The 20,844-nt window shown below is 61.2% G+C and carries 24 protein-coding genes and 1 pseudogene; 12 read left to right on the top strand and 13 right to left on the bottom strand.

All coding sequences use genetic code 11. The features are described from left to right. The 7 genes from QZ638_RS14225 to QZ638_RS14195 all read left to right on the top strand — a co-directional run. A partial coding sequence (locus tag QZ638_RS14225; RefSeq protein WP_295811673.1) for an ABC transporter permease occupies window positions 1-658 on the top strand: 658 nt, incomplete at its 5' end. After that, window positions 658-1,566 (top strand): ABC transporter permease, encoded by a 909-nt coding sequence (locus QZ638_RS14220; protein ID WP_295811670.1) that lies wholly within the window; start codon window positions 658-660, stop codon window positions 1,564-1,566. The genes QZ638_RS14225 and QZ638_RS14220, both read left to right, overlap by 1 nt. Continuing rightward, complete coding sequence (locus tag QZ638_RS14215; protein ID WP_295811668.1) at window positions 1,563-2,372, top strand: ABC transporter ATP-binding protein; 810 nt, start codon at window positions 1,563-1,565, stop codon at window positions 2,370-2,372. Before QZ638_RS14220 ends, QZ638_RS14215 begins: the two co-directional genes overlap by 4 nt. Continuing rightward, window positions 2,369-3,298 (top strand): ATP-binding cassette domain-containing protein, encoded by a 930-nt coding sequence (locus tag QZ638_RS14210; RefSeq protein WP_295811665.1) that lies wholly within the window; start codon window positions 2,369-2,371, stop codon window positions 3,296-3,298. The genes QZ638_RS14215 and QZ638_RS14210 overlap by 4 nt, the downstream gene beginning before the upstream one ends. Beyond that, window positions 3,291-3,746 (top strand): GNAT family N-acetyltransferase, encoded by a 456-nt coding sequence (locus tag QZ638_RS14205; protein ID WP_295811663.1) that lies wholly within the window; start codon window positions 3,291-3,293, stop codon window positions 3,744-3,746. Before QZ638_RS14210 ends, QZ638_RS14205 begins: the two co-directional genes overlap by 8 nt. Window positions 3,747-3,831: 85 nt before the next feature. Next, window positions 3,832-5,163 carry a histidinol dehydrogenase gene (gene hisD / locus QZ638_RS14200; RefSeq protein WP_295811660.1) on the top strand — a complete coding sequence of 444 codons (1,332 nt, stop codon included), beginning with the start codon at window positions 3,832-3,834 and terminating at the stop codon, window positions 5,161-5,163. Between the two features lie 117 nt (window positions 5,164-5,280). Continuing rightward, window positions 5,281-5,829: an AAA family ATPase gene (locus tag QZ638_RS14195; protein ID WP_295811657.1), complete on the top strand. Its 549-nt coding sequence runs from the start codon at window positions 5,281-5,283 to the stop codon at window positions 5,827-5,829. Between the two features lie 15 nt (window positions 5,830-5,844). Here the strand turns inward: QZ638_RS14195 and QZ638_RS14190 are convergent, their stop codons facing one another. The 6 genes from QZ638_RS14190 to QZ638_RS14165 form a co-directional block, all read right to left on the bottom strand. Then, window positions 5,845-6,534: a class I SAM-dependent methyltransferase gene (locus QZ638_RS14190; RefSeq protein ID WP_295811654.1), complete on the bottom strand. Its 690-nt coding sequence runs from the start codon at window positions 6,532-6,534 to the stop codon at window positions 5,845-5,847. A 14-nt stretch (window positions 6,535-6,548) separates the two neighbouring features. Next, on the bottom strand, window positions 6,549-7,433 hold the full coding sequence (locus tag QZ638_RS14185; RefSeq protein WP_295811653.1) for an NAD(P)/FAD-dependent oxidoreductase: 885 nt from the start codon (window positions 7,431-7,433) through the stop codon (window positions 6,549-6,551). After that, window positions 7,434-7,880, bottom strand: coding sequence for an Rrf2 family transcriptional regulator (locus tag QZ638_RS14180; protein ID WP_295811651.1), 447 nt, complete (start codon window positions 7,878-7,880; stop codon window positions 7,434-7,436). 163 nt (window positions 7,881-8,043) lie between these two features. Further along, entirely contained in the window at window positions 8,044-8,439 is a 396-nt protein-coding gene (locus tag QZ638_RS14175; protein ID WP_295811648.1) for a Fur family transcriptional regulator, read from the bottom strand. Continuing rightward, on the bottom strand, window positions 8,436-9,257 hold the full coding sequence (gene znuB, locus QZ638_RS14170) for a zinc ABC transporter permease subunit ZnuB (RefSeq protein ID WP_295811645.1): 822 nt from the start codon (window positions 9,255-9,257) through the stop codon (window positions 8,436-8,438). The genes QZ638_RS14175 and znuB overlap by 4 nt, the downstream gene beginning before the upstream one ends. Then, the gene (locus QZ638_RS14165) at window positions 9,247-10,125 is read right to left on the bottom strand and encodes a metal ABC transporter ATP-binding protein (protein ID WP_295811643.1); all 879 of its coding nucleotides are present in this window, start codon (window positions 10,123-10,125) and stop codon (window positions 9,247-9,249) included. The genes znuB and QZ638_RS14165 overlap by 11 nt, the downstream gene beginning before the upstream one ends. A gap of 140 nt (window positions 10,126-10,265) precedes the next feature. On the opposite strand from QZ638_RS14165, the gene znuA reads away from it, so the two are divergent. Then, window positions 10,266-11,291: a zinc ABC transporter substrate-binding protein ZnuA gene (gene znuA / locus QZ638_RS14160; RefSeq protein ID WP_295811640.1), complete on the top strand. Its 1,026-nt coding sequence runs from the start codon at window positions 10,266-10,268 to the stop codon at window positions 11,289-11,291. Between the two features lie 171 nt (window positions 11,292-11,462). Next, complete coding sequence (gene aztD / locus QZ638_RS14155) at window positions 11,463-12,686, top strand: zinc metallochaperone AztD (RefSeq protein WP_295811637.1); 1,224 nt, start codon at window positions 11,463-11,465, stop codon at window positions 12,684-12,686. Window positions 12,687-12,762: 76 nt separating this feature from the next. Here the strand turns inward: aztD and QZ638_RS14150 are convergent, their stop codons facing one another. Then, window positions 12,763-12,960 carry a CsbD family protein gene (locus QZ638_RS14150; protein WP_295811636.1) on the bottom strand — a complete coding sequence of 66 codons (198 nt, stop codon included), beginning with the start codon at window positions 12,958-12,960 and terminating at the stop codon, window positions 12,763-12,765. A gap of 163 nt (window positions 12,961-13,123) precedes the next feature. On the opposite strand from QZ638_RS14150, the gene QZ638_RS14145 reads away from it, so the two are divergent. After that, the gene (locus QZ638_RS14145) at window positions 13,124-14,494 is read left to right on the top strand and encodes a cytochrome P450 (RefSeq protein WP_295811633.1); all 1,371 of its coding nucleotides are present in this window, start codon (window positions 13,124-13,126) and stop codon (window positions 14,492-14,494) included. A 99-nt stretch (window positions 14,495-14,593) separates the two neighbouring features. Here QZ638_RS14145 and QZ638_RS14140 read toward each other — a convergent pair whose 3' ends face one another. Further along, the gene (locus QZ638_RS14140) at window positions 14,594-14,959 is read right to left on the bottom strand and encodes a YraN family protein (RefSeq protein ID WP_295811629.1); all 366 of its coding nucleotides are present in this window, start codon (window positions 14,957-14,959) and stop codon (window positions 14,594-14,596) included. Then, window positions 14,949-15,857 (bottom strand): 16S rRNA (cytidine(1402)-2'-O)-methyltransferase, encoded by a 909-nt coding sequence (gene rsmI / locus QZ638_RS14135; RefSeq protein WP_295811628.1) that lies wholly within the window; start codon window positions 15,855-15,857, stop codon window positions 14,949-14,951. Before rsmI ends, QZ638_RS14140 begins: the two co-directional genes overlap by 11 nt. 87 nt (window positions 15,858-15,944) lie before the next feature. Between rsmI and QZ638_RS14130 the strand changes: the two genes are divergently transcribed. Beyond that, complete coding sequence (locus tag QZ638_RS14130; RefSeq protein ID WP_295811626.1) at window positions 15,945-17,162, top strand: penicillin-binding protein activator; 1,218 nt, start codon at window positions 15,945-15,947, stop codon at window positions 17,160-17,162. A 33-nt stretch (window positions 17,163-17,195) separates the two neighbouring features. On the opposite strand, the gene hemW is transcribed toward QZ638_RS14130, so the two are convergent. From hemW to rph, 4 genes are read right to left on the bottom strand one after another with little or no spacing between them, the layout of a single operon-like run. Then, complete coding sequence (gene hemW, locus QZ638_RS14125) at window positions 17,196-18,359, bottom strand: radical SAM family heme chaperone HemW (RefSeq protein WP_295811625.1); 1,164 nt, start codon at window positions 18,357-18,359, stop codon at window positions 17,196-17,198. After that, on the bottom strand, window positions 18,356-19,003 hold the full coding sequence (rdgB, locus tag QZ638_RS14120) for an RdgB/HAM1 family non-canonical purine NTP pyrophosphatase (protein ID WP_295811622.1): 648 nt from the start codon (window positions 19,001-19,003) through the stop codon (window positions 18,356-18,358). Before rdgB ends, hemW begins: the two co-directional genes overlap by 4 nt. Further along, window positions 19,000-19,413 carry a VOC family protein gene (locus tag QZ638_RS14115; RefSeq protein ID WP_295811619.1) on the bottom strand — a complete coding sequence of 138 codons (414 nt, stop codon included), beginning with the start codon at window positions 19,411-19,413 and terminating at the stop codon, window positions 19,000-19,002. The genes rdgB and QZ638_RS14115 overlap by 4 nt, the downstream gene beginning before the upstream one ends. A gap of 18 nt (window positions 19,414-19,431) precedes the next feature. Then, entirely contained in the window at window positions 19,432-20,148 is a 717-nt protein-coding gene (gene rph, locus QZ638_RS14110) for a ribonuclease PH (protein ID WP_295811616.1), read from the bottom strand. Window positions 20,149-20,312: 164 nt separating this feature from the next. On the opposite strand from rph, the pseudogene hrcA reads away from it, so the two are divergent. Then, window positions 20,313-20,844 (top strand): annotated as a pseudogene (hrcA, locus tag QZ638_RS14105) (heat-inducible transcriptional repressor HrcA); the annotation flags it as partial.

Genomic DNA, 20,844 nt, shown 5'->3' with positions numbered 1-20,844 from the left:
CACGGCGACACTTCTGGCCTATGCGCTGGGCACGCTATTCGGCATTCGCGCTGCGTGGCAGCGCGGCAGCCGGTTCGATAGTTTCGTGTCGCCCATGGCGCTGGCGCTGCAATCCATTCCGCCTGTGGTGGTGGCAATCACAGCACTGTTCGTCTTTGCTGTGACACTCAACTGGCTGCCAGCCGGCTATGCGTTCGATCCCTCGCTTTCGCCTTCATTCAGCGGACCATTCCTGTCATCCGTGTTTCTCCACGCATTGATGCCGGTTCTGTCGCTCGGCGTGGTTCTGGTGGGCGGATATCTCATCACCATGCGCAACAACATGATCGGTCAGCTAGGCGAGGACTATGTTCATCTCGCAGAGGCGAAAGGGCTGTCGGACGCCCGTGTGCGCTACAACTATGCGGCCCGCAACGCCTTCCTGCCATCCATCACGGCCTTCGCAATAAGCCTTGGCGCTGTGTTCGGCGGATCGCTCATCACCGAGGTCGTGTTCAACTATCCGGGCCTTGGAAACCTGCTCTACATGGGCGTGATCGCGCGTGATTTCCCTCTCATTCAGGGCCAACTTCTCATCATGACGCTTGCCATGCTGAGTGCAAATTTCGTCGTCGATATCGCCTATGTGGCGCTCGACCCGCGCTTGAGGAGGGCGTGATGCTCAACCTCCTGAAGATTTTCGTCCGCAACCGCAAGGCAGCCTTCGGTGTCTTCATCGTGGCGTTCTATGTGGTGGTGGCGCTCGCAGCACCCATCGTTACCGACCACGATCCCAACAAGCGCGTGAGCCGCCCGCATCAGCCGCCAAGCGCTGAGTATGTGATGGGCACCACTCGCATGGGACGCGACGTCTACACCCAACTCGTGTGGGGCACGCGCACCTCGCTCATGGTGGGCATTCTCGCCGGGCTTATCGTTACACTGATCGGCACCGTGGTGGGGCTCACCGCTGCCTACTACGGGGGCGCAACCGACGAGGTGTTGAACTTCGCCACCAATGTCGTTCTGGTCCTGCCGCAATTGCCGCTGCTCTTGGTGCTGGCGGCGTTTCTCGGGCAGGTGGGACCGCTCTCCATCGCCATCATCATTGGCCTTACGTCATGGGCGTGGGGCGCGCGCGTGACCCGCGCCCAGGCCATGACCCTCAAGAACCGAGAATTTATCCAGGCCTCGCAGCTCTTCGGCGAGCCGGTCTGGCGCATGATCCTCGTGGAGATGCTGCCGAACCTCCTGTCGATCATCGGTTTCAATTTCATCGGAAGCGTGATCTTCACCGTCATCACCCAGGCCACGCTGGAGTTTCTCGGGCTCGGCGATCCGCTCTCGGTTTCCTGGGGCACGATGCTTTACAACGCCAAGAACGCCTCGGCGATCACCGTGGGCGCGTGGTGGGAGATGGCCGCGCCCTGTGTCGCCATCGTCATTATCGGCATCGGCCTATCGCTGCTCAATTTCGGCGTCGACGAAATTTCGAACCCGAGGCTGCGCACGCTGGGTGCCATCGGCAAGGCCATGAAGCTGCAGAAGAAGCTCGACCGCGCGCGTCTTGCGGAGAAGGAGGCATGAGCATGGAGACCGCAAAGCGGCTTCTCTCGGTGCAGAACCTGTGCGTCGACTACCTGACGCCCACCGGCATTTTCCACGCTGTGCGCAATGTCTCGCTTGATATAGGGCAGAACGAAATTCTGGGCCTTGCCGGCGAAAGCGGGTGTGGCAAGAGCACCATCGCCTTTTCGATCCTGCGGATGCATCGGCCGCCGGCCTTCATCAGCGACGGCAAGATACTGTTTGAGGGCGAGGACGTGCTGGCCTTTTCGCGCCGCCGCTTGGAAGCCTGGCGCTGGAGCGAGGCGTCCATGGTGTTCCAGAGCGCGATGAACTCACTCAACCCGGTGCTGACGGTCTTCGAACAATTCCGCGACATGCTCGCCCGCCACGAGAAGTTGGGGCGCGATGCCGCCCGCGCCAAGGCCGGCGAAATGCTGGCCATGGTCGGCATTTCCGAAGATCGGCTCGATTCATTCCCGCATCAGCTTTCCGGCGGCATGCGCCAGCGCGTCGTACTCGCTATGGCGCTGACGCTCAGACCCCGTCTTATCGTCATGGATGAGCCCACCACCGCGCTCGATGTGGTGGTCCAGCGCGAGATTCTGCAGGAGATTGTGGCACTGCGCAAAACGCTTGGCTTCTCGGTGTTGTTCATCACGCACGATCTTGCGCTGATGGCGCAGTTCGCCGACCGTATCGCGATCATGCTGGAAGGGCGCATCGTGGAGGAAGGCGAGGCGCGCAGCCTGGTGGCCGAACCGCAGCACGAATACACGCGCAAGCTTTGGGCGGCCATGCCGCGCATCGAGGGAGCCGCCGCATGACCGCCCCGCTTCTGTCGCTCGAAGGCGTTTCGAAGACCTTTCATGTACGCCCGGTTCTGGGTGCGGTGCGCCGCGTGGATGCGCTGCGTAACATTACCTTCGCAATCGAGCCCGGTACGGCGCTGGCCCTGGTGGGTGAAAGCGGATCCGGCAAGAGCACCTGCGGGCGCGCCGTGATCCGCCATTTCGAGCCGAGCGCCGGTACGGTCCGGTTTCGCGGCGAGAACATCTTCGAAAACCGCACCCGCAGCGGCGACCGCGCCTATCTGCGCGCGGTGCAGATGGTGTTTCAGGATCCATTTTCATCGCTCAACCCCACCCACACCATCCGCCATCATCTCGAACGTCCATTGCGGCTGCACGGCGGCGGGGCGAATATCGAGGCGCGGCTCAGGCAGACGCTTTCGGACGTGGAACTCGATCCCGACACCACGCTGGAGAAGTTCCCGCACCAGCTTTCCGGCGGCCAGCGCCAGCGTGTGAGCTTCGCCCGTGCGCTCGCGGTTGGCGCGGAATTGATCGTTGCCGATGAGCCCACCTCCATGCTCGACGTGTCGATCCGCAAATCGGTGCTCGACCTGATGCGGCGGTTGAAGGAAGAGCGCAACATCGCTTTCCTCTATATAACCCACGACATCGCGACGGCCCATTATATCGCCGAGGAAACGGCGGTGATGTATGCCGGCCAGGTGATGGAGCGGGGCCCGTCCGATGCCGTCATCCGCAATCCGCATCACCCTTATTCGCGCCTTCTTATCTCAGCCGTGCCCGACCCGTCGAAGCGTTTTGACGCGAATGAGGACGATGCGCTGGCCTTCACGCGGCAGGCAGAAGCCGTACGCGCCGGCGCGACTCAGCCGATTGCAGGCTATCGCGAGGTTGCGCCGGGCCATTTCGTGGCCTATGCGGAGTCGGACAATGACTGACATGCTCGTCCCCCTCTACAGGCTCCCACAGGCCCGCCGGCCGGCCGAAGGCATCGTCATCCGGCGCGCCATCGCGCCGGAAATGCATGTGGTGTGCGATTTCGCGGAGAAGCATTTCAGCCGCAACTGGGCCAGCGAATGCGCCGTCGCCATGGCGGCGCAACCGGCCAATGTTCTGGTCGCGGTGGAAGATGGCGTGCTTCTGGGCTTTGCCTGCTACGATGCCACGGCGAAGGGCTTCTTCGGCCCTACAGGGGTTGCCGAGGCCGCGCGCGGTCGCGGCGTCGGGGCCGCCCTTCTCATGGCCACGCTGCATGCGATGCGGGATGCGGGCTATGTCTATGGCGTGATCGGCGGGGCCGGTCCGGTCGATTTCTACAAGCGCCAGTGCGGGGCGATCGAGATTCCCGATTCCACTCCCGGCATCTATGAAGGCATGCTGCGCTGATAGGCCTCTCGCGCTGGGGCTATGCCTCGCACGAAAATCATTTATACGTGGCGCCGAAACGCATGCTTTGAACTGGTGGGTGAAGATGTCGAACCGCGTTGCCTGGCACGAACTGTCGAAACTGTCCGCAGATGAGCGCAAGACGCTGCTTACGCGAACGGAAGACGACCTCACCCATTTCCTCGAAAATGTAACGCCCATCATCGAGGCGGTGCGCGACGAGGGGGATGTGGCCCTGTCCCGGTTTGCGCGCATGTTCGACAAGGCGCAGGTCGGACCGGACGAGATCGCGGCGACGGAAGAGGATTTCGAGGCCGCCTTCAAGGCGCTCGATCCGGAAATGATCGAGACGCTGGAGTTCTGCGCCGACAACATCCGCCGTTTCCACGAGGCACAGCGCCCCGAGGAAATGTGGATGAAGGAAATCCGCCCCGGCGTGCTGGTGGGCGAGCGTGTCACGCCTATCGACAGTGTCGCGCTCTATTCTCCGCGCGGCAAGGGCACTTTCCCTTCCATGACGCTCATGACGGCGATCCCCGCGGTGGTGGCCGGTGTGCCGATGCCCATCGTGCTCACCCCGCCTGGACCCGACGGCAAGGTGGATGCGGCGACGCTGGTTGCGGCGCACATCGCCGGCGTGAAGCATGTTTACAAGGCCGGTGGCGGTCAGGCCGTCGCCGCTGCCGCGTTCGGCACGGACACCGTGCCGCGCTGTGCGAAGTTCGAGGGACCGGGCAGTCCCTGGATTGCGGCTGCAAAGCGCTTGCTTCAAGGCCAGATTGCCTCACGGTTGCCTGCCGGGCCCACCGAGAGCATCGTTTTGGCCGACGAAACCGCCGATCCCGAGATTGCCGCGCTCGATTTGTTGGTCGAAGCCGAGCACGGCAGCGACAGCTCCAACTTCCTCGTCACCTGGTCGCGCGATTTGGCCAAAGGGGTAGAGGCGGCCCTGCCAAAATATTGGGCCGAAATGAATGCGGAACGCGTGCGTTACTCTTCCGACGTTCTGGGCGGCACCAGCGGTGGTATCGTGCTGGCCGACACGCCCGAGGCGGCATTCGACTTCGTCAACGACTATGCACCGGAGCATCTGCAGATTCTTTCCAAGACACCCTTCGAGTATCTGTCCCGGGTGCGCAACGCCTCGGAGATTCTTCTTGGCGAATATGCGGCAGGCTCCATGGCCAATTACGCGTTGGGTCCGAATGCGGTCTTGCCGACCTCCGGTATGGCCCGCGCCCATTCGCCACTCGGTGTGCACGATTTCATGAAGACTTCATCCATCGGTCATGTGACGGCGCAGGGTTACGCCGAGTTCGCCCCTCACACGCTTCGCTTTGCGCGCTATGAGGGTTTCGACGCGCACGGAAATTCAGTAACTCGGCTCAGGAACAACCATGTGGTGAAGGGCGGCTAGGGGAATGGCAAACAGGCTGGCACCGGTTCGACGGGCAGCCTGGCGTGTGCTGGAGGCGTTGACAATGCCAGTGCTCTGAAGCATTCGGAGCGCCCAACGTTCTCCACGGTGTTTTCCATGCTGCCCCTGGCTTCTCTCGGCGAGCGCATCGTTATTCTCGGCCCGTCCAATGCCGGAAAGTCTACGCTGGCCGTGGCTTTGTCCGAAACGCTCGATTTCCCGGCTGTCCATCTCGATCAACTGCAGCACTTGCCTAACACCGATTGGAAAGCCCGCCCCGAAGAGGAATTCACGGCGCTGCACGACGCAGCCATCGGACAGGAGCGTTGGATAATGGAGGGGAATTATTCGCGCCTTATGCCCGCGCGGCTGTCCCGCGCCACCGGCGCGATCCTCGTCACATCCAGCCCCTGGTTGCGGTTTTCGCGCTATCTCAGACGCACGCTCGTCAATCGCTCCGATCGTGCCGGACACCTTGAGGGCGCGCAGGACAGCATAAAGTGGGAAATGATCCTTTGGATTCTTGTCAGGACCCGCAACAGCGACGCCAAGTATGCAGAAACTCTGCGCAGATCAGGCCTGCCCAGAATCGAATGCCATACCGCGCGGGCGCTCAACGATCTTTATCGGGTCTGGAACCTGACTGTGCCGATCGGTGCGCGCTGATCTCGACTATGCCATTCAGGCGGAACGGGACGCATGGCAGGCCCAACCCCTGAAGCTGAAACCTGCATAAAAGAGCTCGATGTCGCTGAACCCCGCTTCCGCGAGAAGTTCTTCATCCTCGCGCGGGGTGAGAGCCGGAAGATTTTTCCGCATGGCGTCAATCTGCGCCATGGCCTCGCCCGGCGCCCTTCCTTCTGCCCCATGGAACGCAGCATTGCGCGCTAACCAGCGCTCTCCCGACCGGTCGTGGATCGAAAAGCTGTGGGGGGCCACGACGAGAGGCGCACCGGCCGTAAGACGGCGATGCAACTCCCTTAGCGTGTCGAGTCGCGCTTTGCGCGGCAGGAAATGCAGTGTCAGAAGACAGGTTGCGCCGTCGAAGAGGATTCTCGGCATCTCCTCTATATAGGCTTGGTGAAAGGCAACGCGACCTTGCAGGTCGCCCAGATTGGCACGGGCAAGCGCGAGCATGTCGGCAGACGGGTCAACACCATCGAACCGCCAATCGGGACGCATTTGCGCAAAGGCGCGCAGTTCAAGCCCCCCGCCAGCACCAAGCACCAGAACCCTTCCACTTGGCGGGACGCGCTCTGCCAGAAGAATCCCAGCCATCCGATGCAGATCGCGCAGGCCGGGGACCTGCCGCGCGACCCGAGCTTCATAGCCTTCCGACTGCGTGGTGGTGATGGCATCGGAGCGCGGCATATTCAAACTTCGCTCTACGACCAGACCAGCGATCGGTGGACCTGTGTCCCAGCCATCGCTCCATCCGCCACGGCGAGCGAGACGGAGTGTGGAGAAAGGGCGGTATCGCCACATGCGAAAACACCGGACACGCTCGTTTCTTTGGTCGTGTCGGTTTGGACCTGGGTGCCCATCGGCGTTTCTTGAATGGAGCAACCCAGCTCCAATGGCAGGGTGCTTGCAGGTTCGACCCTGGGCGCGACGAAAAGCCCGGAGAAGGAAAGAACCCGACCGTCTGAGAGCAGAACGTCCGCTTCGTTGACGATGCTCTCGATACCTGCCTCTTCGATTGAAGCACCGCGCTCAAGCAGGCGCTCGTGGGTCTGCGGATCGAGTTCGAGCGTATCGTTGGGCAGGAAGGTGACGTTTCCCCACTCGGTCAGGAGTTCGGCTTGATGGGACGACAAAGGACCGCTCCCGACGACGCCGATTGCGCCCTTATCCAATTCATAGCCATGGCAATAGGGGCAATGGAAAATGCTGCGGCCCCAGCGTTCCGCCATGCCCTCGATGGCGGGCAGATGGTCGCGCACCCCGGATGCAAAGATCACGCGTCGCCCCGCATAATGAACTCCATCCGCACATTCGACAACAAAGCGATCACGTTCACCGGTTAAGGCGGTGGCGTTACCATCGACCCAGGTTACGGTGGAATAGGCTTCGAGTTGCTTGCGCGCCTGTAAGGCCATCTCTGCAGGATCCGCCCCATCCTGAGTCAGAAAGCCGTGGGAATGGCTTGCGGAGCGATTGCGCCTCTCGCCGGCATCCACGATCAGCAGCTTTCGACGTGCCCTTGCAAGTTGAAGCGCGGCCGCCATACCGGCATAGCTGCCACCAATGATGATAACATCCTGATCCATTCATTGCGTCCTTTGCTTGCGCTGTGCCGCGTGCCGGCGCGAGAAATCCGCGGCGAGATCGGCTAGGGTGATTTCGGAAAAGCGTTCGAGAAGAAGATCTTCCGCCTTGATAAACGTCTCGTCGAGCGCGGCGTTGACTGCTTGTTCGACCAGGCACTCAGGCGTTTCGTTTCGATTGCCGATCGCAAAGAAGGCCGGCTCGCCAAGGGCTGCATGCAATTGGCGCAGTGTGACCTCGTTCAGATCAGCCGTGATGCGCCAGCCACCGGCAGGCCCGCGGTCCGAAGTAACGATCCTGGCCTTGCGTAGCAGTCCCATCGTGCGGCGCACCACCACTGGATTGGTGCCAAGGCATTTGGCAAGCGTTTCGGATGTTTGGGGCCCATCTCGCTCGGCCATGTGGAGCAGGGCGTGGAGGACGGAGGAAAGGCGGCTGTCTCGCTTCATGTAACTTATGTAGTTACGATTCTGGGCGAATGTCAAGAGAGCAAGGTAACATCCCTTGAGGAGATCCATCGGCAGGATGTCGGTGGGGTGGAAGAAACAGATTCCAGGTTCGCGTCCGCGTCATCTTTAAAACAACGCGGTCATAGGCGAGAGATTCTTGCGCTTAACTCTTCACTTCGCAACGTCCACAGTCGCCACGGATCTCTATCGTCGTTTTCGCAGCCTTGAAGCGATGGTTCCTGGCCCAGCCGTCGAGACGGTCCTTGACCACTTGATCGGAAAATTCCTCCACTTTGCCGCAATTTTCGCAGATGGCGAAGGCGATGAGTTCCTGTTCGTGGCAGTTAGGATGCGCGCAGGCGACGAAGGCGTTCAGGCTCTCCAACCGGTGCACCAGCCCCATTTCGGTGAGCTTGTCGAGCGCGCGATAAACCTGAAGTGGCGCGCGCAGTCCGTCATCGCGTAGCCGATCCAGGATCGTATAGGCGCTGAGCGGTGCCCCGGCGCCGGAGAGTGTTTTCATCACCAGCGCCTGGTTGCGTGTCAGATCGGCACTCATGGCTTTGCCTCCGTTGCACGGTCATCATTGCCCACCAGGGGCGAGGGCATCAGGCTCAGAAGGAACAGGGCCAGTGCCGCCACCACGATGGACGGCCCGGACGGTGTATCGAACTGCAAGGACGCCGTCAGCCCTCCGATCACGGAAAGCGCGCCCACGACAGCCGCCAGAGCCGCCATGACTTCCGGTCCGCTCGCGAAGCGCCGTGCGGTGGCAGCGGGAATGATCAAGAGCGCGGTGATAAGCAGAATGCCCACCAGTTTCATGGCAATTGCGATCACCGCCGCCATGAGGAGCATGAAAATCAGCCGCGAACGCTCTGGTTTCAACCCTTCGGCCTGGGCGATGTCGGTGTTGACGGTGGCTGCCAAAAGCGGTCGCCAAAGCCAGATGAGCAGGGTGAGAACGGCTGCGCCGCCACAATAGACGACAGCGATGTCCAGCCTCGAGACTGCGAGGATATCGCCGAACAAAAAACCCATCAAATCAACGCGGACCCAAGTCATAAAGGCCACCATGACGAGGCCGAGTGCCAATGTCGAGTGGGATAGAATACCGAGCAATGCATCGGTGGAGAGCGCACGTCGTCGCTCCATGAAAACAAGGGCGAGCGAGGCGAGCGTGGCCACCAGGAAAACGCCGACCATCAGGTTGATCTCCATGATCAACGACAGGGCAACACCCAGAAGCGCGGAATGAGCCATGGTATCCCCGAAATAAGCCATACGCCGCCATACAACGAAGCAGCCAAGTGGCCCGGTTACCAGGGCGAGACCGACCCCCGCCAGAAGCGCGCGGGTGAAGAAATCATCGAGCATCGGACACTCCCTTGGCCTGCGCGTGTTCGACGCCCGCATTGTCGTGACGAGGGTGATGGCCGTCTTCGGGGTGACAATGTTCGGTGATGGTGCCGTCGGCGTGGCGCACACGCCCGTCGGCCAGATGTGTGTGATCGTGATGATGGCGATAGAGCGCCAACGCCTCGGCCGCACGGGTTCCGAACAGCTTCCGATATTCGGGGCTGTCCATCACGCTTTGCGGTTCGCCCCGGCAACACACATGGCCATTCAGGCAGATCACTGTGTCAGTGTCGGCCATGACGATGTGAAGATCATGCGAAATCATCAAGATCCCGCACCCGGTGCGGTCTCTGATGTCGCGGATGAGCTCGTAGAGCGCCACTTCGCCGGTGAAGTCGACACCTTGAACGGGTTCGTCGAGCACCAGAAGATCCGGCTTGCGTAGCATCGCGCGGGCCAGGAGCGCACGCTGGAACTCGCCACCGGAAAGTGCGGCCACCTGCCGGCCGGCGAGATGTGCCACGCCAGCCTCTTCCAAAGCGGTGGCAATCTCGTCGCGGCTGGCGGGTGCCGTCAATGTCATGAGACGCTCCACACTGAGCGGCAATGTCCAGTCGAGAGATACCTTTTGCGGAACGTAGCCCACCTTGAGGCGGGGCGCGCGATGCGCATGCCCCTCGCTCGGCTTTACAATGTCAATCGCCACCTTGGCCGTGGTGCTTTTGCCCGAGCCGTTTGGACCGATCAGTGTTACGATCTCTCCCCTTCGCACCAAAAGATCGACACCGCGCACGAGCCAGCGCCCATTGCGGCTGACACCGGCATTGTGCATTTCGACCAGCATCCCGTCTTTAGGTTCGGGTGAGTATCTTTGTTTTTTCAGCATATGATTTTTTCCGTCTTGCCAGCGGATATGGCACACGTTATAGCGTTACGCAAGGATATGTAATGTCATAACATTTGTTCTGGGAATCGAACGTTGTGACTGCATATTCGCTTGCCATTCAATGCCCATAGGAGCTTTCCATGAAGCCGTTTCGCCGCTTACTCGTCGCTGCCGCATCCTCCCTTGCATTGCTGGCGCCGGGGACACTGGCAGGGGCTTCGGCTGCCGAGCAGCAGGTCGTGACTTCCATCAAGCCGGTTCACTCTCTGGTGGCGGGCGTAATGGAGGGCGTGGGTGAGCCGGCGCTTATCCTGCAAGGCGCCGGCTCACCGCACACCTACTCGTTGCGTCCCTCCCAGGCACGCATGCTGGCGGAAGCGGACCTTGTTTTCTGGGTGGGCCCCAACATGGAGGTCTTTCTTGAAAAACCGCTCGGGACGCTGGCTGGCGATGCCACGCGTGTCGCATTGGCCGAAGTTGATGGAATGACCTTGCTCGATATGCGCGAGGGCGGGGCTTTCGAGGCCCATTCCCATGGCGATCACGGCGACGGGCACGCTCACGAGGCACATGAAGACGGTCACCACGGTCATGACCACGAAGAAACGCATGCTCATGACGATGGGCACGATCACCACGACCATGGCCCCGATGCACATATCTGGCTCGATCCGGAGAATGCGAAAATCATGGTCGATGCGATCGCCGAAGCGCTTGGCGCAGCCGATGCGGATAACGCTTCGGCTTACGCTGCCAATGCGGAGAAGCTCAATGAGCGCATCGATGCGTTGGCAGCGGAGGTCACCACCGAGCTGGAGCCGGTCAAGGATCGTCCCTTCATCGTTTTCCACGATGCCTATCAGTATTTCGAGAAGCGCTTCGGTTTGGAGGCCGCCGGTTCGATCACGGTCAGCCCGGAGGTGATTCCCGGCGCGCAGCGAGTGGATGAAATCCGCACCAAGGTGAGCGAACTGGATGCCGCCTGTGTTTTCGCCGAACCCCAGTTCGAGCCGCGTCTCGTGGAAGTCGTGACCGAAGGTACCGACGCGAAATCCGGCGTGCTCGACCCGCTCGGTGCCGAGATTGCCGATGGCAAGGATCTCTATTTCGAGCTCATCCGCGCGATGGCCGCTTCGCTAAAAAAATGCCTCGCCAAGCAAAGCTGAGGACCGAGCGTCTGCGCTGCCAAGTCACCTTGACGGAAGGCGCGGCAGCATTCGCAGGGGTCCATTCCCCAATGGCGACCGATTTTTCGCGGTTGCCTGCCGGAGCATTGCAAAATCTGTAAACGGCTTCCTGTGCCAAGTTAGTAATATTATAACATAAAGGAGAAGACGATGCTTCCTTCCAAAAACCTGTTGCGCGCAGGGCTTTTGACTGCGGGCACCGCGCTTGCGGTTACCCAGCCGGTGTTCGCCGAAGAGCATGAGGCGTGGCGCCTGTTCGTTGCCGACCACTCCGAGCCGGAACTGCGCGTACTCGATGCGGAGAAGGGCGAGACGCTGGAGACTTTCTCGCTCAAGGCTCCGGCGCGCATCTATGCGACGCAGAGCAGCGAAACCGTGTTCGCCGTACAGCGCGACGCCAACACGGTGACGGCGTTCTCTAGCGGCATCCACTTCGACGATCATGGCGATCATGCCGATATGGAGGTTAGCGAACCCAAGGCGCTGGATGGGGCCGTCGATGGCGAACGGCCTGTACATTTCGTCGCCCACTACGGCGAAATCGCGTTGTTTTTCGACGGTGAAGGCGTGGCGCGCGTGGTTTCGGAGAAGGATGTTTCCGAAGGCAATCCAGTGTTCCGCGAGCTAAAAACGTCCGCGCCGCACCATGGGGTAGCCATTCCCTATGGCGAGCACGCCATCATCACCGTTCCAAACAGCAAGGATCCCAGCGAGTTGCCCGAAGGTGTGCAGGTCGTCGATACCGATGGTGCGCCGGTGGGTGAGACCGTCGCCTGTCCGGGATTGCACGGCGAGGCAACCTCCGGCAACGTGACCGCGATCGCTTGCGACACGGGTCTGCTCCTGGTTTCGGGCGGTCGCAGTTCGGAACCGAAAATTCAACATCTTGCCTACGCGGACGCGCTACCAGACGATTTGAAGGTCTCGACGCTTGCCGGCGGCAAGGCATTGCAATTCTTCCTGGGTAATTTCGGTCGTTCGGCATTGGTGTTGATCGATCCGGAAGACGAGAACGCTTTCCGGCTGATCGAGCTGCCGGTGCGCAGTGTGCATTTCGTGGTCGATCCGGTGCGTCCGAAGTTCGCCTACGTTTTTACCGAGGATGGCAAGCTCAACCGCATAAACGTGCTTTCGGGAAAGATCGATCGGTCACTTGAGTTGACCGCGCCTTACTCGATGGACGGGCACTGGTCTGATCCTCGCCCGCGCATTGCCGTGGCTGGCGACGACATCATGGTCACCGATCCACTCAACGGTGTGATCCATGCCATCAATGCCGAAACTTTCGAAAAAGAGCGCGACATCGCCGTTGAGGGTATGCCTTACAATATCGTTGCGGTTGGCGGTTCGGGCGAACAGCACGAAAACCATTGATCTAGAGGCGCACCGCGCAAAACAAAGCCCCGCTTTTGGCGGGGCTTTTTAGGTCGTTTGATCACGTGACGGCTTGTTAATGGCGGGCAAGCCATTCGTCGATTTCGCGCTCGGCCTCTTCCTCGGCCTTGCCATAACGTTCCTGAAGTTTGCCCGCGAGCTCCTTGCGGTTGCCGCGGACCACATCAAGATCATCGTTGGTCAGCTTGCCCCATTGCTGCTGGAGCTTGCCTTTGAACTGTTCCCAATTGCCTTCGATCTGATTCCAATTCATGACGGTTCCTTCCGCATCGCTGCGGAGTGCACTCCGGTTTGTCATTCGGCCTAGGTGCCTCAACAATGCTCAATGTGCGAAAGGGTTCCCACTTTTCATGGGCGTGTCCAAAAATTGAAGCAGGGACCGTCAAGCCCTAGATTGAGCGGGAAAGGATGCGCTTATGGAAAGTCCGCCCGCCCCTTTCGTGCCCCCGGCTCCAAGGCCCCGCACGAACCCGCCTTCGACGCTCGAGATGATGCGGATCGTCTACCGCAATCCGCTCGAACTGTGGGGCGAACCTTCCTACAACGAACCATGGATATCGATCGACAATACGATTGGCGGGCCACTCGTCATCGCCAATGACCCAGGGCTCATCCGCCATGTGCTCGTGGACAATGCAAAAAACTACAAAATGGCCCGGGTGCGCCAGAAAATACTGCGGCCCATCCTTCGTGACGGACTGCTGACGGCGGAAGGCGCGGTGTGGCGGCGATCGCGCAAGGCCATGGCCCCTGTCTTCACACCGCGTCATATCGCCGGTTTTGCGAAGCCGATGCTGGAGCGCACTCGCATCTTCGCCGAGCGCTACGAGGATACGACCGCGCCGGTCGATGTCTCGCGTGATATGACGCTTCTGACATTCGACATATTGGCCGACACGCTTTTCTCCGGCGAGATAGCCGGGGAACCAGGCAGTTTCGCCAAACAGGTGGATCGGCTGTTCGAGACCATGGGGCGGGTCGATCCACTCGATCTTCTGGGCGCACCCGATTGGCTGCCACGCCTCACGCGACTTCTCGGTCGCAACTCGCTTACGTTTTTTCGCAGGATCGTGGCCGATACGATGGCTATGCGGAAAGCGAAGATGGCGAACGGCAACGAGGTTTCGGAAGATTTCCTCACACTTCTGTTGCGTGCCGAAGGACCGGACGGGCTAACGCGCGAAGAAATCGAGGACAACATCATCACCTTTATCGGTGCTGGCCACGAGACAACGGCGCGCGCGCTGGGGTGGACGATCTACTGTCTTGCCGAAGCACCATGGGAGCGTGAAAAGGTCGAGGCGGAGATCGACGCCGTTCTGGGGGGCGTGTCCGATCCGGTGAACTGGCTCGACGCCATGCCGTTCACGCGCGCAGCCTTCGAGGAAGCTCTGCGGCTTTATCCGCCGGCGCCGTCGCTCAATCGCGAAGCCATCCAGGAAGACCGCTATGAAGATCTGACCATCGTAAGAGGCGCGCAAGTGCTCGTCATGCCGTGGACGGTGCACCGCCATCGGGCACTATGGGACAGTCCGGAGGCGTTCATGCCGTCGCGGTTTTACCCTGGAAACCGGGATAAGCTCGATCGCTACCAGTATCTTCCTTTCGGTGCGGGGCCACGCGTATGTATCGGCGCGACCTTTGCCATGCAGGAGGCGGTCATCGCGCTCGCCGTTCTGCTTTCCCGCTTCCGCTTCGACACCCTACCGGAGACGAACCCCTGGCCGGTTCAAAAATTGACCACGCAGCCGCAAGGCGGACTGCCGATGCGGGTGACCCGACGCTGAGGAGCGTTTTCGATTTACACCACGCTCTTCGTTCCGACGATGGATGAGCCTGAACTCGTGGAGAAGGTTATCGGCCCTCGGGGTTCCGTGGAGCGAGGGCTAGCGACCATGAAACATATTCTCCACGTGCACCGGCCAACGGCGGGGTAGGATGGCGACGAGATCGAAGCGGAGCGAAATGCGCGAATAATCGGGCTGACGGCCAAGCCAAAGATCGGCGGTTCTTTCGATCCGGATCTGAGCACGATATCCGACCGCGTCCATCGCCTGTTCCAGCGTCGGGCGGGCCTTGACTTCGACGATGGCGACGGTATCGCCACGCCGGGCAACCAGGTCGATCTCGCCAAGTTTCGTGCGGTAGCGTCGTGCCAGGATGCGGTAGCCCTTCAGGCGCAATGCCATCGCCGCCAGCCATTCACCACGATGGCCGAGACGATAGGCTTTGCGTCGTGCCTCAGCCGGCATGATTCTCAGTCTTCAGTTTCAGAAGCCGTTGATAGAGTTCGGATTTTCGTTCACCTGTCATGCGCGCAGCTTCCCCCGCGGCTTTCGACGTCGACATCTCGGCGGAGAGCGATAGAAGCAGTCGATCCACATCCTCGGCACTGGCGCTTTCTTGGTCGAGTGGCGGTTCGACGCAAACAACGACCTCACCCTTGGGAGCACCGCTGTCGGCATAATGTGCGGCGAGATCGGCCAATGTGCCGCGACGCAATTCCTCGAAGGTCTTGGTCAGTTCGCGCGCAACGCAGGCCGAGCGTTCCCTTCCCAGCGCTGCCGCCATGCTCGCGAGGCTGTCGGCCAGCCGGCGGGGGGATTCGAAGAAAATCAGCGTTGCCGGTGTCTGGCGGAATGTTTCGAGCCGCGTACGACGCTGGCCTTCTTTGACAGGAAGGAAGCCGGCAAAAAGGAACGTGTCGGTTGGCAGAGCGGAGGCCGAAAGCGCGGTGAGAACCGCCGAAGGGCCGGGGATGGGAACGACGCGCAGCCCAATCTCTATGGCCTGATCGACGAGCCTGTAACCGGGGTCGGAAACGAGTGGTGTCCCGGCATCCGAAATTAGCGCGACGCTTTTGCCGTCTTCGATCGCCGATAGCAGGCGAGGGCCCGCCTCGCGCGCATTGTGTTCGTGATAGGCGGTGAGACTCTGCGCGATGCCATAGCGCGAAAGAAGGACGCGTGAGACGCGGGTGTCCTCGCAGGCGACGAGGTCGGCGCCCGCCAGAACCTCCAGCGCGCGCAGGGTAATGTCGCCGAGATTGCCGATCGGCGTGGCCACCAGATAGAGCGCGGGCTCCAGCGGGTTCGCGACGACGCGGGCGCTGCCGACAACGAAACTTTTGTCCTCGCGCGGGTTATCCATAACTCTTTGATCCTTATTCGCTCATCTCTTTGACATGCCGGCATGAGGGTTGCAAAGTCGCGCGCTGAATTTGGGACGGATGCGGTTATGAATTTATGGAGATCGACCGGCGGCAAGGCCGGATTTCTCGTCATAGGGCTTGTCGCTCTCGCGATGCTTGGCGGTTGCGTGGGCAACGACGTGCCCTATGGCATGCCGCAGTCGAACGGGCAAAACATCAACCGGCCACCGATAAAAGACCAGGCCCCGCGCCAGCCGGCCGTGGGTGAGGTGATCGGTTCTGGTGATACGCGGGTAGCGTTGCTTCTGCCGTTAACGGCCGAGGGCAATGCGAGCCGCATTGCAGCCGAACTCAAAAACGCCGCGCTGCTCGCTATGGACGACGCTGGCATGCAGACGCTGGAACTGGTCATCAAGGATACGGGGGGAACAACGGAAGGGGCCGCCGCCGCAGCGACACAGGCCGTGGCGGAAGGATCCTCCGCCGTTCTGGGGCCGCTCTTTTCCGCCAATGTGCGCGCCGCCGCACCGGCTCTGCGAACGACGCAGACACCGATGATTGCGTTCTCTTCGGACCGGGCAGCTGCATCGTCAGGCGTCTATCTCAACTCGTTCCTGCCACAGGCCGTCGTTAGGCGCACACTCAGTTATGCTGAGGACCAGGGTGTGCGTAGCGTGGTGGCGATCTTGCCGGAAGGCGCTGCTGGCGACGTCGCCGAAGCCGAGGCGCGCCGCACCATGCTGGAAACAGGCGGGGAACTGACTGCGGTTGCCCGTTACGCGTATGACAACATGTCGGTCTATGAGGCGGTGCAGAGCGTGGCGGATGCTCTGCGTACAGCCGATGCCGTTTTCGTGCCCGATGGCGGCAGCAGCCCGGCGACCATTGTGACCACCATGACGGAAACCGGCATCGACGTGTCGAGCAAGAAGATTCTCGGAACGGGGCAATGGACAAGCGCCAACCTGGCTGATCCCGCTCTTCAGGGCGGGTGGTTCGCCGATACGGATCAGGGGCGCGTCGATGCCTACAAGCAACGCTATCAGACGCGTTTCGGGACGGCGCCCGCGCTGACCTCGGCGCTTGCCTACGACACGGTGGTTCTGGTCGCCAACATTGCCAAGGGTGGCGGTGGCATCCCGCGTCACGCGCTCGAAACGCCGGTCGGTTTCAACGGGTATGCCGGGCTGTTCCGTTTTACGGGCGACGGCACGGCCGAGCGCGGCTACGCCATCTACGAGGTGCGAGAGGGTCGGCCGCAGATCATCGACGCGGCACCGACGCGGTTCGGTGGCGGGAGCTAGCGGCGACGGGCCCATTGGCTCTACCGTTTTGGTTCAACTCGCCAGATCGGCAACCACGGCATCGAGTACGATCATCCCGCGCGGAGTGGCCCGCAGGCGGGTGTTGCCAACCGGTTCCACAAGACCTTCTTCCTGAAGAACGGAAATGCGACGGTTCGACAGCGAACGGCCCGAAAGCGCCTCGTAGCGCGGTAGATCGATCCCCTCGACGAGACGCAGGCCCATCAGCAGGAACTCATCAGCTTCCTCATCATGCGTCAACACTTCGCCGCCGATGACGCCGTGGCCTTTGGCTTCCACATGTGCGAGCCAGGTTTCCGGCATCCTCTCCGTAAAGGTGACATGGCGGCGGCCATCCTCGATGAAGCGGCCATGGGCGCCGGGGCCGGCCCCAACATACTCACCATAGCGCCAGTAGACGAGATTATGCCGGCTTTCCGCACCCGGTCGGGCGTGGTTGGAAATCTCATAGGCCGGCAGGCCGCGCGCCGCCGTCACCGCCTGTGTGATCTCGTAGAGCCGTGCGGAATGATTGCCATCCGGCATGGCGAGCTTGCCGGCCTCGTGAAGAAGCTGAAAGCGCGTGCCTTCCTCGATGGTGAGCTGGTAGAGCGAGAGGTGATCTGCCGCGTGGCCAATGGCCTGTTCGAGCTCGCTGGCCCAGGCTTCCTCGCTCTGGTGCGGGCGGGCATAGATCAGGTCGAAAGAGAGACGTGGAAAAATCTCGCGGGCGAGTCCGATCGCCTTCAGTGCTTCGTCGACATTGTGCAGCCGTCCGAGAAATTTGAGATCGCGGTCGTTGAGCGCCTGAACCCCAAGCGACACACGGTTGATGCCGGCCGCGCGGTAACCGCGAAAACGGTTGGCCTCGACGGAGCTCGGATTGGCCTCCAACGTCACTTCGATCCCGTCGGGAACGTTCCAGTTGGCCGCAACGGCATCGAGCAGCGCACCGACTGTTTCGGGATCCATCAGCGAGGGCGTTCCGCCGCCGAGAAAAATGCTGGTGACGGTACGCGGGCCGGTTCGCGCACGCATGGTGGCGAGCTCGCGCTCAAAGGCGGCGGCAAAGCGGGCCTGATCCACCGGCTGGTGGCGCACATGGCTGTTGAAGTCGCAATAAGGGCATTTGGCCGCGCAGAACGGCCAGTGCAGATAGACGCCGAAACCCGGAGCCGTATCGAGTGGGGTGATCACGCGGCGCCCAGCCTGGCGCGGGCGAACTTCTGAAAGGCGCGGGCGCGGTGGGAGAGGGCGTGCGCGTCGCCCGGCTTCCATCCATGCTTTTCCTCCGCCGTCATCTGGCCGAAGGTGATCTCATAACCCTCGGGCTGAAACACCGGATCGTAGCCGAAACCGTCGGTGCCACGAGGCGGCCAAACCAGATGGCCTTCGGCTTCACCGCGATAATATTCGGTTTCGCCGTCGGGAAAACACAGGCATAGCGTCGCCACAAAACGGCCTGTGCGCTTTTCCGGTGTATCCGCGCCGGCTTCGGTAAGCAGTTTTTGCGTTTTCTCCATGGCCATCATGAAGTCGCGACTGCCGTCCTCCTTTGTTGCCCAGTCGGCGGTGTAGACACCGGGCGCGCCTTCGAGCGCGTCGACGCAAAGGCCGGAATCGTCCGACAGGGCCGGCAGACCGGTGGCCTCGGCTGCGGCCAGCGCCTTGATACGGGCGTTTTCCTCGAATGTTGTTCCGGTCTCCTCCGGCTCGGGCAGTCCAAGCTCGGCGGCGGAACGCACCGTGTAGCCGAACGAAGCCAGCAGGTTCGAAAACTCGCGGAGTTTGCCCTTGTTGTGGCTTGCGAGCACAAAGGTCTTGTTGTCGATCGGTCTCAAGTCAGTCCCCAGATGCGCGGTTCGGCGAATTCGAGCGAATTGCCGAAGGGATCACGGAAGTATATGGAGCGCCCGCCATTGGGCCATTCGAAATCCGCCTCGATGGCGATGCCTTTCGCTTCGAGGCGCGCCTTCCAACGGACGATCTCCTCGGCGGTTGCGGCGAAACAAAGATGCCCCGCGCCCATTGCGCCATGGGGCGGTACGGGCAGGCGGGCATCGGGTGCAGGCGGCTCGGCGGTCGCGGCGGGGTCGAACAGAAGGAGGACGGTCTCGCCACAGAGAAAAAACACATGCCTGCCCTCGACCTTCACAATCCGCTCCAGCCCGAGGGTTTCGCCATAGAAGCACTCGGCTTCGGCAAGGTCGCTCACATAAAGCGCGGTTTCGAGGATTGCCGAGGGTTGCATGGTCCGTTCTGCGTCAACTCAGGAAATGGCCATCTTCTGCATGTCCACAAGCTTGGTGATACCCTTGCGGGCAAGCCCCATCAAGGCCGCGAACTGTTCTTCGGAGAAGGGGTCGCCTTCGGCCGTTCCCTGGATCTCGACGATGCCGCCCTTGCCCGTCATGACGAAATTGGCGTCGGTCTCGGCTGCGGAGTCCTCCGCATAGTCGAGATCGAGAACGGGCGTGCCGTTATAGATGCCGCAGGAGATGGCGGCGACGTGGTCCTTGAGAACCTTGTCGCGGCTGGCCATCTGGCGCGCGTCCATCCATGAAAGGCAGTCCGAAAGGGCGATGAACCCGCCGGTGATAGCCGCCGTACGGGTGCCACCATCGGCCTGGATCACATCGCAGTCGACGGTGATCTGCTTTTCGCCAAGTGCCTGCAGATCGACGACTGAGCGCAGCGAGCGGCCGATCAGGCGCTGGATCTCCAGCGTGCGGCCACCCTGTTTCCCGGAAGAGGCTTCGCGGCGCATGCGATCGCCGGTGGAACGCGGCAGCATACCGTACTCCGCCGTCACCCAACCCTGGCCGGAATTGCGCAGCCATGGCGGAACGCGCTCCTCCAGGCTGGCCGTGCACAGCACATGCGTGTCGCCGAAGCGCACCAGACACGACCCCTCCGCGTGCTTGGAAAATCCCCGCTCGAAGCTGACGGCACGCATTTCATCGGGTTCGCGTTTTGAAGGGCGCATGGGCGTTTTTCTCCAGTGTCATTCGGTGTTGGCGGCTTGTAGCTTTGCGGGTGCGCGAACGCAAAGGAAATCCGGAAGCGACAAGAAAACCCAGTGTGCACCGGCATTCAACCCTGTTGTCATTGGAGGTGCGCCGCTTATATTCGGGATAACAGAGGTCGCGGATGACGAAACCGGTCTTGGACAGAGAATTTCAGGAACATGCGCTGCAATCGCTGGACGCCCGCTCCCGCGAGATTTTTCGGGTCATCGTCGAATCCTATCTAAGGGACGGCGATCCGTTAGGCTCGCGCAATCTTTCGCGTATTCTGTCGACCCAGCTTTCGCCGGCCACGATCCGCAATGTTATGAGCGATCTGGAGCATCTGGGGCTCATTTATGCGCCCCACATTTCGGCGGGGCGCATGCCGACACAGCAAGGGCTGCGCTTCTTCGTTGATGCTTTTATGGAAATCGGCGATTTAAGCGATGACGAGCGCCGCATCATCGAGACACAGGTGAAAGCGTCGAGCAGTGGGCATACGCTGGATCATATGCTGACGGAAGCGAGCCAGCTTCTGTCGGGCTTGTCTCGGGGTGCGGGTGTCGTTTTGGCAACCAAGTCCGAAGCGGCGTTGAAACACATCGAGTTCGTGCAATTGGAGCCGCGCAAGGGGCTGGCCGTTCTCGTTTCGCAGAACGGCGATGTTGAGAATC

Origin of the sequence: uncultured Nitratireductor sp., assembly GCF_913053745.1 — a bacterium.
Lineage (GTDB): Bacteria > Pseudomonadota > Alphaproteobacteria > Rhizobiales > Rhizobiaceae > Nitratireductor.
This window is presented reverse-complemented; position numbering and strand designations above follow the sequence as displayed.

Coding starts and splice junctions, on each gene's coding strand:
- QZ638_RS14220 (WP_295811670.1), top strand. CDS start 658: ATGCTCAACCTCCTGAAGATTTTCGTCCGCAACCGCAAGGCAGCCTTC.
- QZ638_RS14215 (WP_295811668.1), top strand. CDS start 1,563: ATGAGCATGGAGACCGCAAAGCGGCTTCTCTCGGTGCAGAACCTGTGC.
- QZ638_RS14210 (WP_295811665.1), top strand. CDS start 2,369: ATGACCGCCCCGCTTCTGTCGCTCGAAGGCGTTTCGAAGACCTTTCAT.
- QZ638_RS14205 (WP_295811663.1), top strand. CDS start 3,291: ATGACTGACATGCTCGTCCCCCTCTACAGGCTCCCACAGGCCCGCCGG.
- hisD (WP_295811660.1), top strand. CDS start 3,832: ATGTCGAACCGCGTTGCCTGGCACGAACTGTCGAAACTGTCCGCAGAT.
- QZ638_RS14195 (WP_295811657.1), top strand. CDS start 5,281: ATGCTGCCCCTGGCTTCTCTCGGCGAGCGCATCGTTATTCTCGGCCCG.
- QZ638_RS14190 (WP_295811654.1), bottom strand. CDS start 6,534: ATGCCGCGCTCCGATGCCATCACCACCACGCAGTCGGAAGGCTATGAA.
- QZ638_RS14185 (WP_295811653.1), bottom strand. CDS start 7,433: ATGGATCAGGATGTTATCATCATTGGTGGCAGCTATGCCGGTATGGCG.
- QZ638_RS14180 (WP_295811651.1), bottom strand. CDS start 7,880: ATGAAGCGAGACAGCCGCCTTTCCTCCGTCCTCCACGCCCTGCTCCAC.
- QZ638_RS14175 (WP_295811648.1), bottom strand. CDS start 8,439: ATGAGTGCCGATCTGACACGCAACCAGGCGCTGGTGATGAAAACACTC.
- znuB (WP_295811645.1), bottom strand. CDS start 9,257: ATGCTCGATGATTTCTTCACCCGCGCGCTTCTGGCGGGGGTCGGTCTC.
- QZ638_RS14165 (WP_295811643.1), bottom strand. CDS start 10,125: ATGCTGAAAAAACAAAGATACTCACCCGAACCTAAAGACGGGATGCTG.
- znuA (WP_295811640.1), top strand. CDS start 10,266: ATGAAGCCGTTTCGCCGCTTACTCGTCGCTGCCGCATCCTCCCTTGCA.
- aztD (WP_295811637.1), top strand. CDS start 11,463: ATGCTTCCTTCCAAAAACCTGTTGCGCGCAGGGCTTTTGACTGCGGGC.
- QZ638_RS14150 (WP_295811636.1), bottom strand. CDS start 12,960: ATGAATTGGAATCAGATCGAAGGCAATTGGGAACAGTTCAAAGGCAAG.
- QZ638_RS14145 (WP_295811633.1), top strand. CDS start 13,124: ATGGAAAGTCCGCCCGCCCCTTTCGTGCCCCCGGCTCCAAGGCCCCGC.
- QZ638_RS14140 (WP_295811629.1), bottom strand. CDS start 14,959: ATGCCGGCTGAGGCACGACGCAAAGCCTATCGTCTCGGCCATCGTGGT.
- rsmI (WP_295811628.1), bottom strand. CDS start 15,857: ATGGATAACCCGCGCGAGGACAAAAGTTTCGTTGTCGGCAGCGCCCGC.
- QZ638_RS14130 (WP_295811626.1), top strand. CDS start 15,945: ATGAATTTATGGAGATCGACCGGCGGCAAGGCCGGATTTCTCGTCATA.
- QZ638_RS14115 (WP_295811619.1), bottom strand. CDS start 19,413: ATGCAACCCTCGGCAATCCTCGAAACCGCGCTTTATGTGAGCGACCTT.
- rph (WP_295811616.1), bottom strand. CDS start 20,148: ATGCGCCCTTCAAAACGCGAACCCGATGAAATGCGTGCCGTCAGCTTC.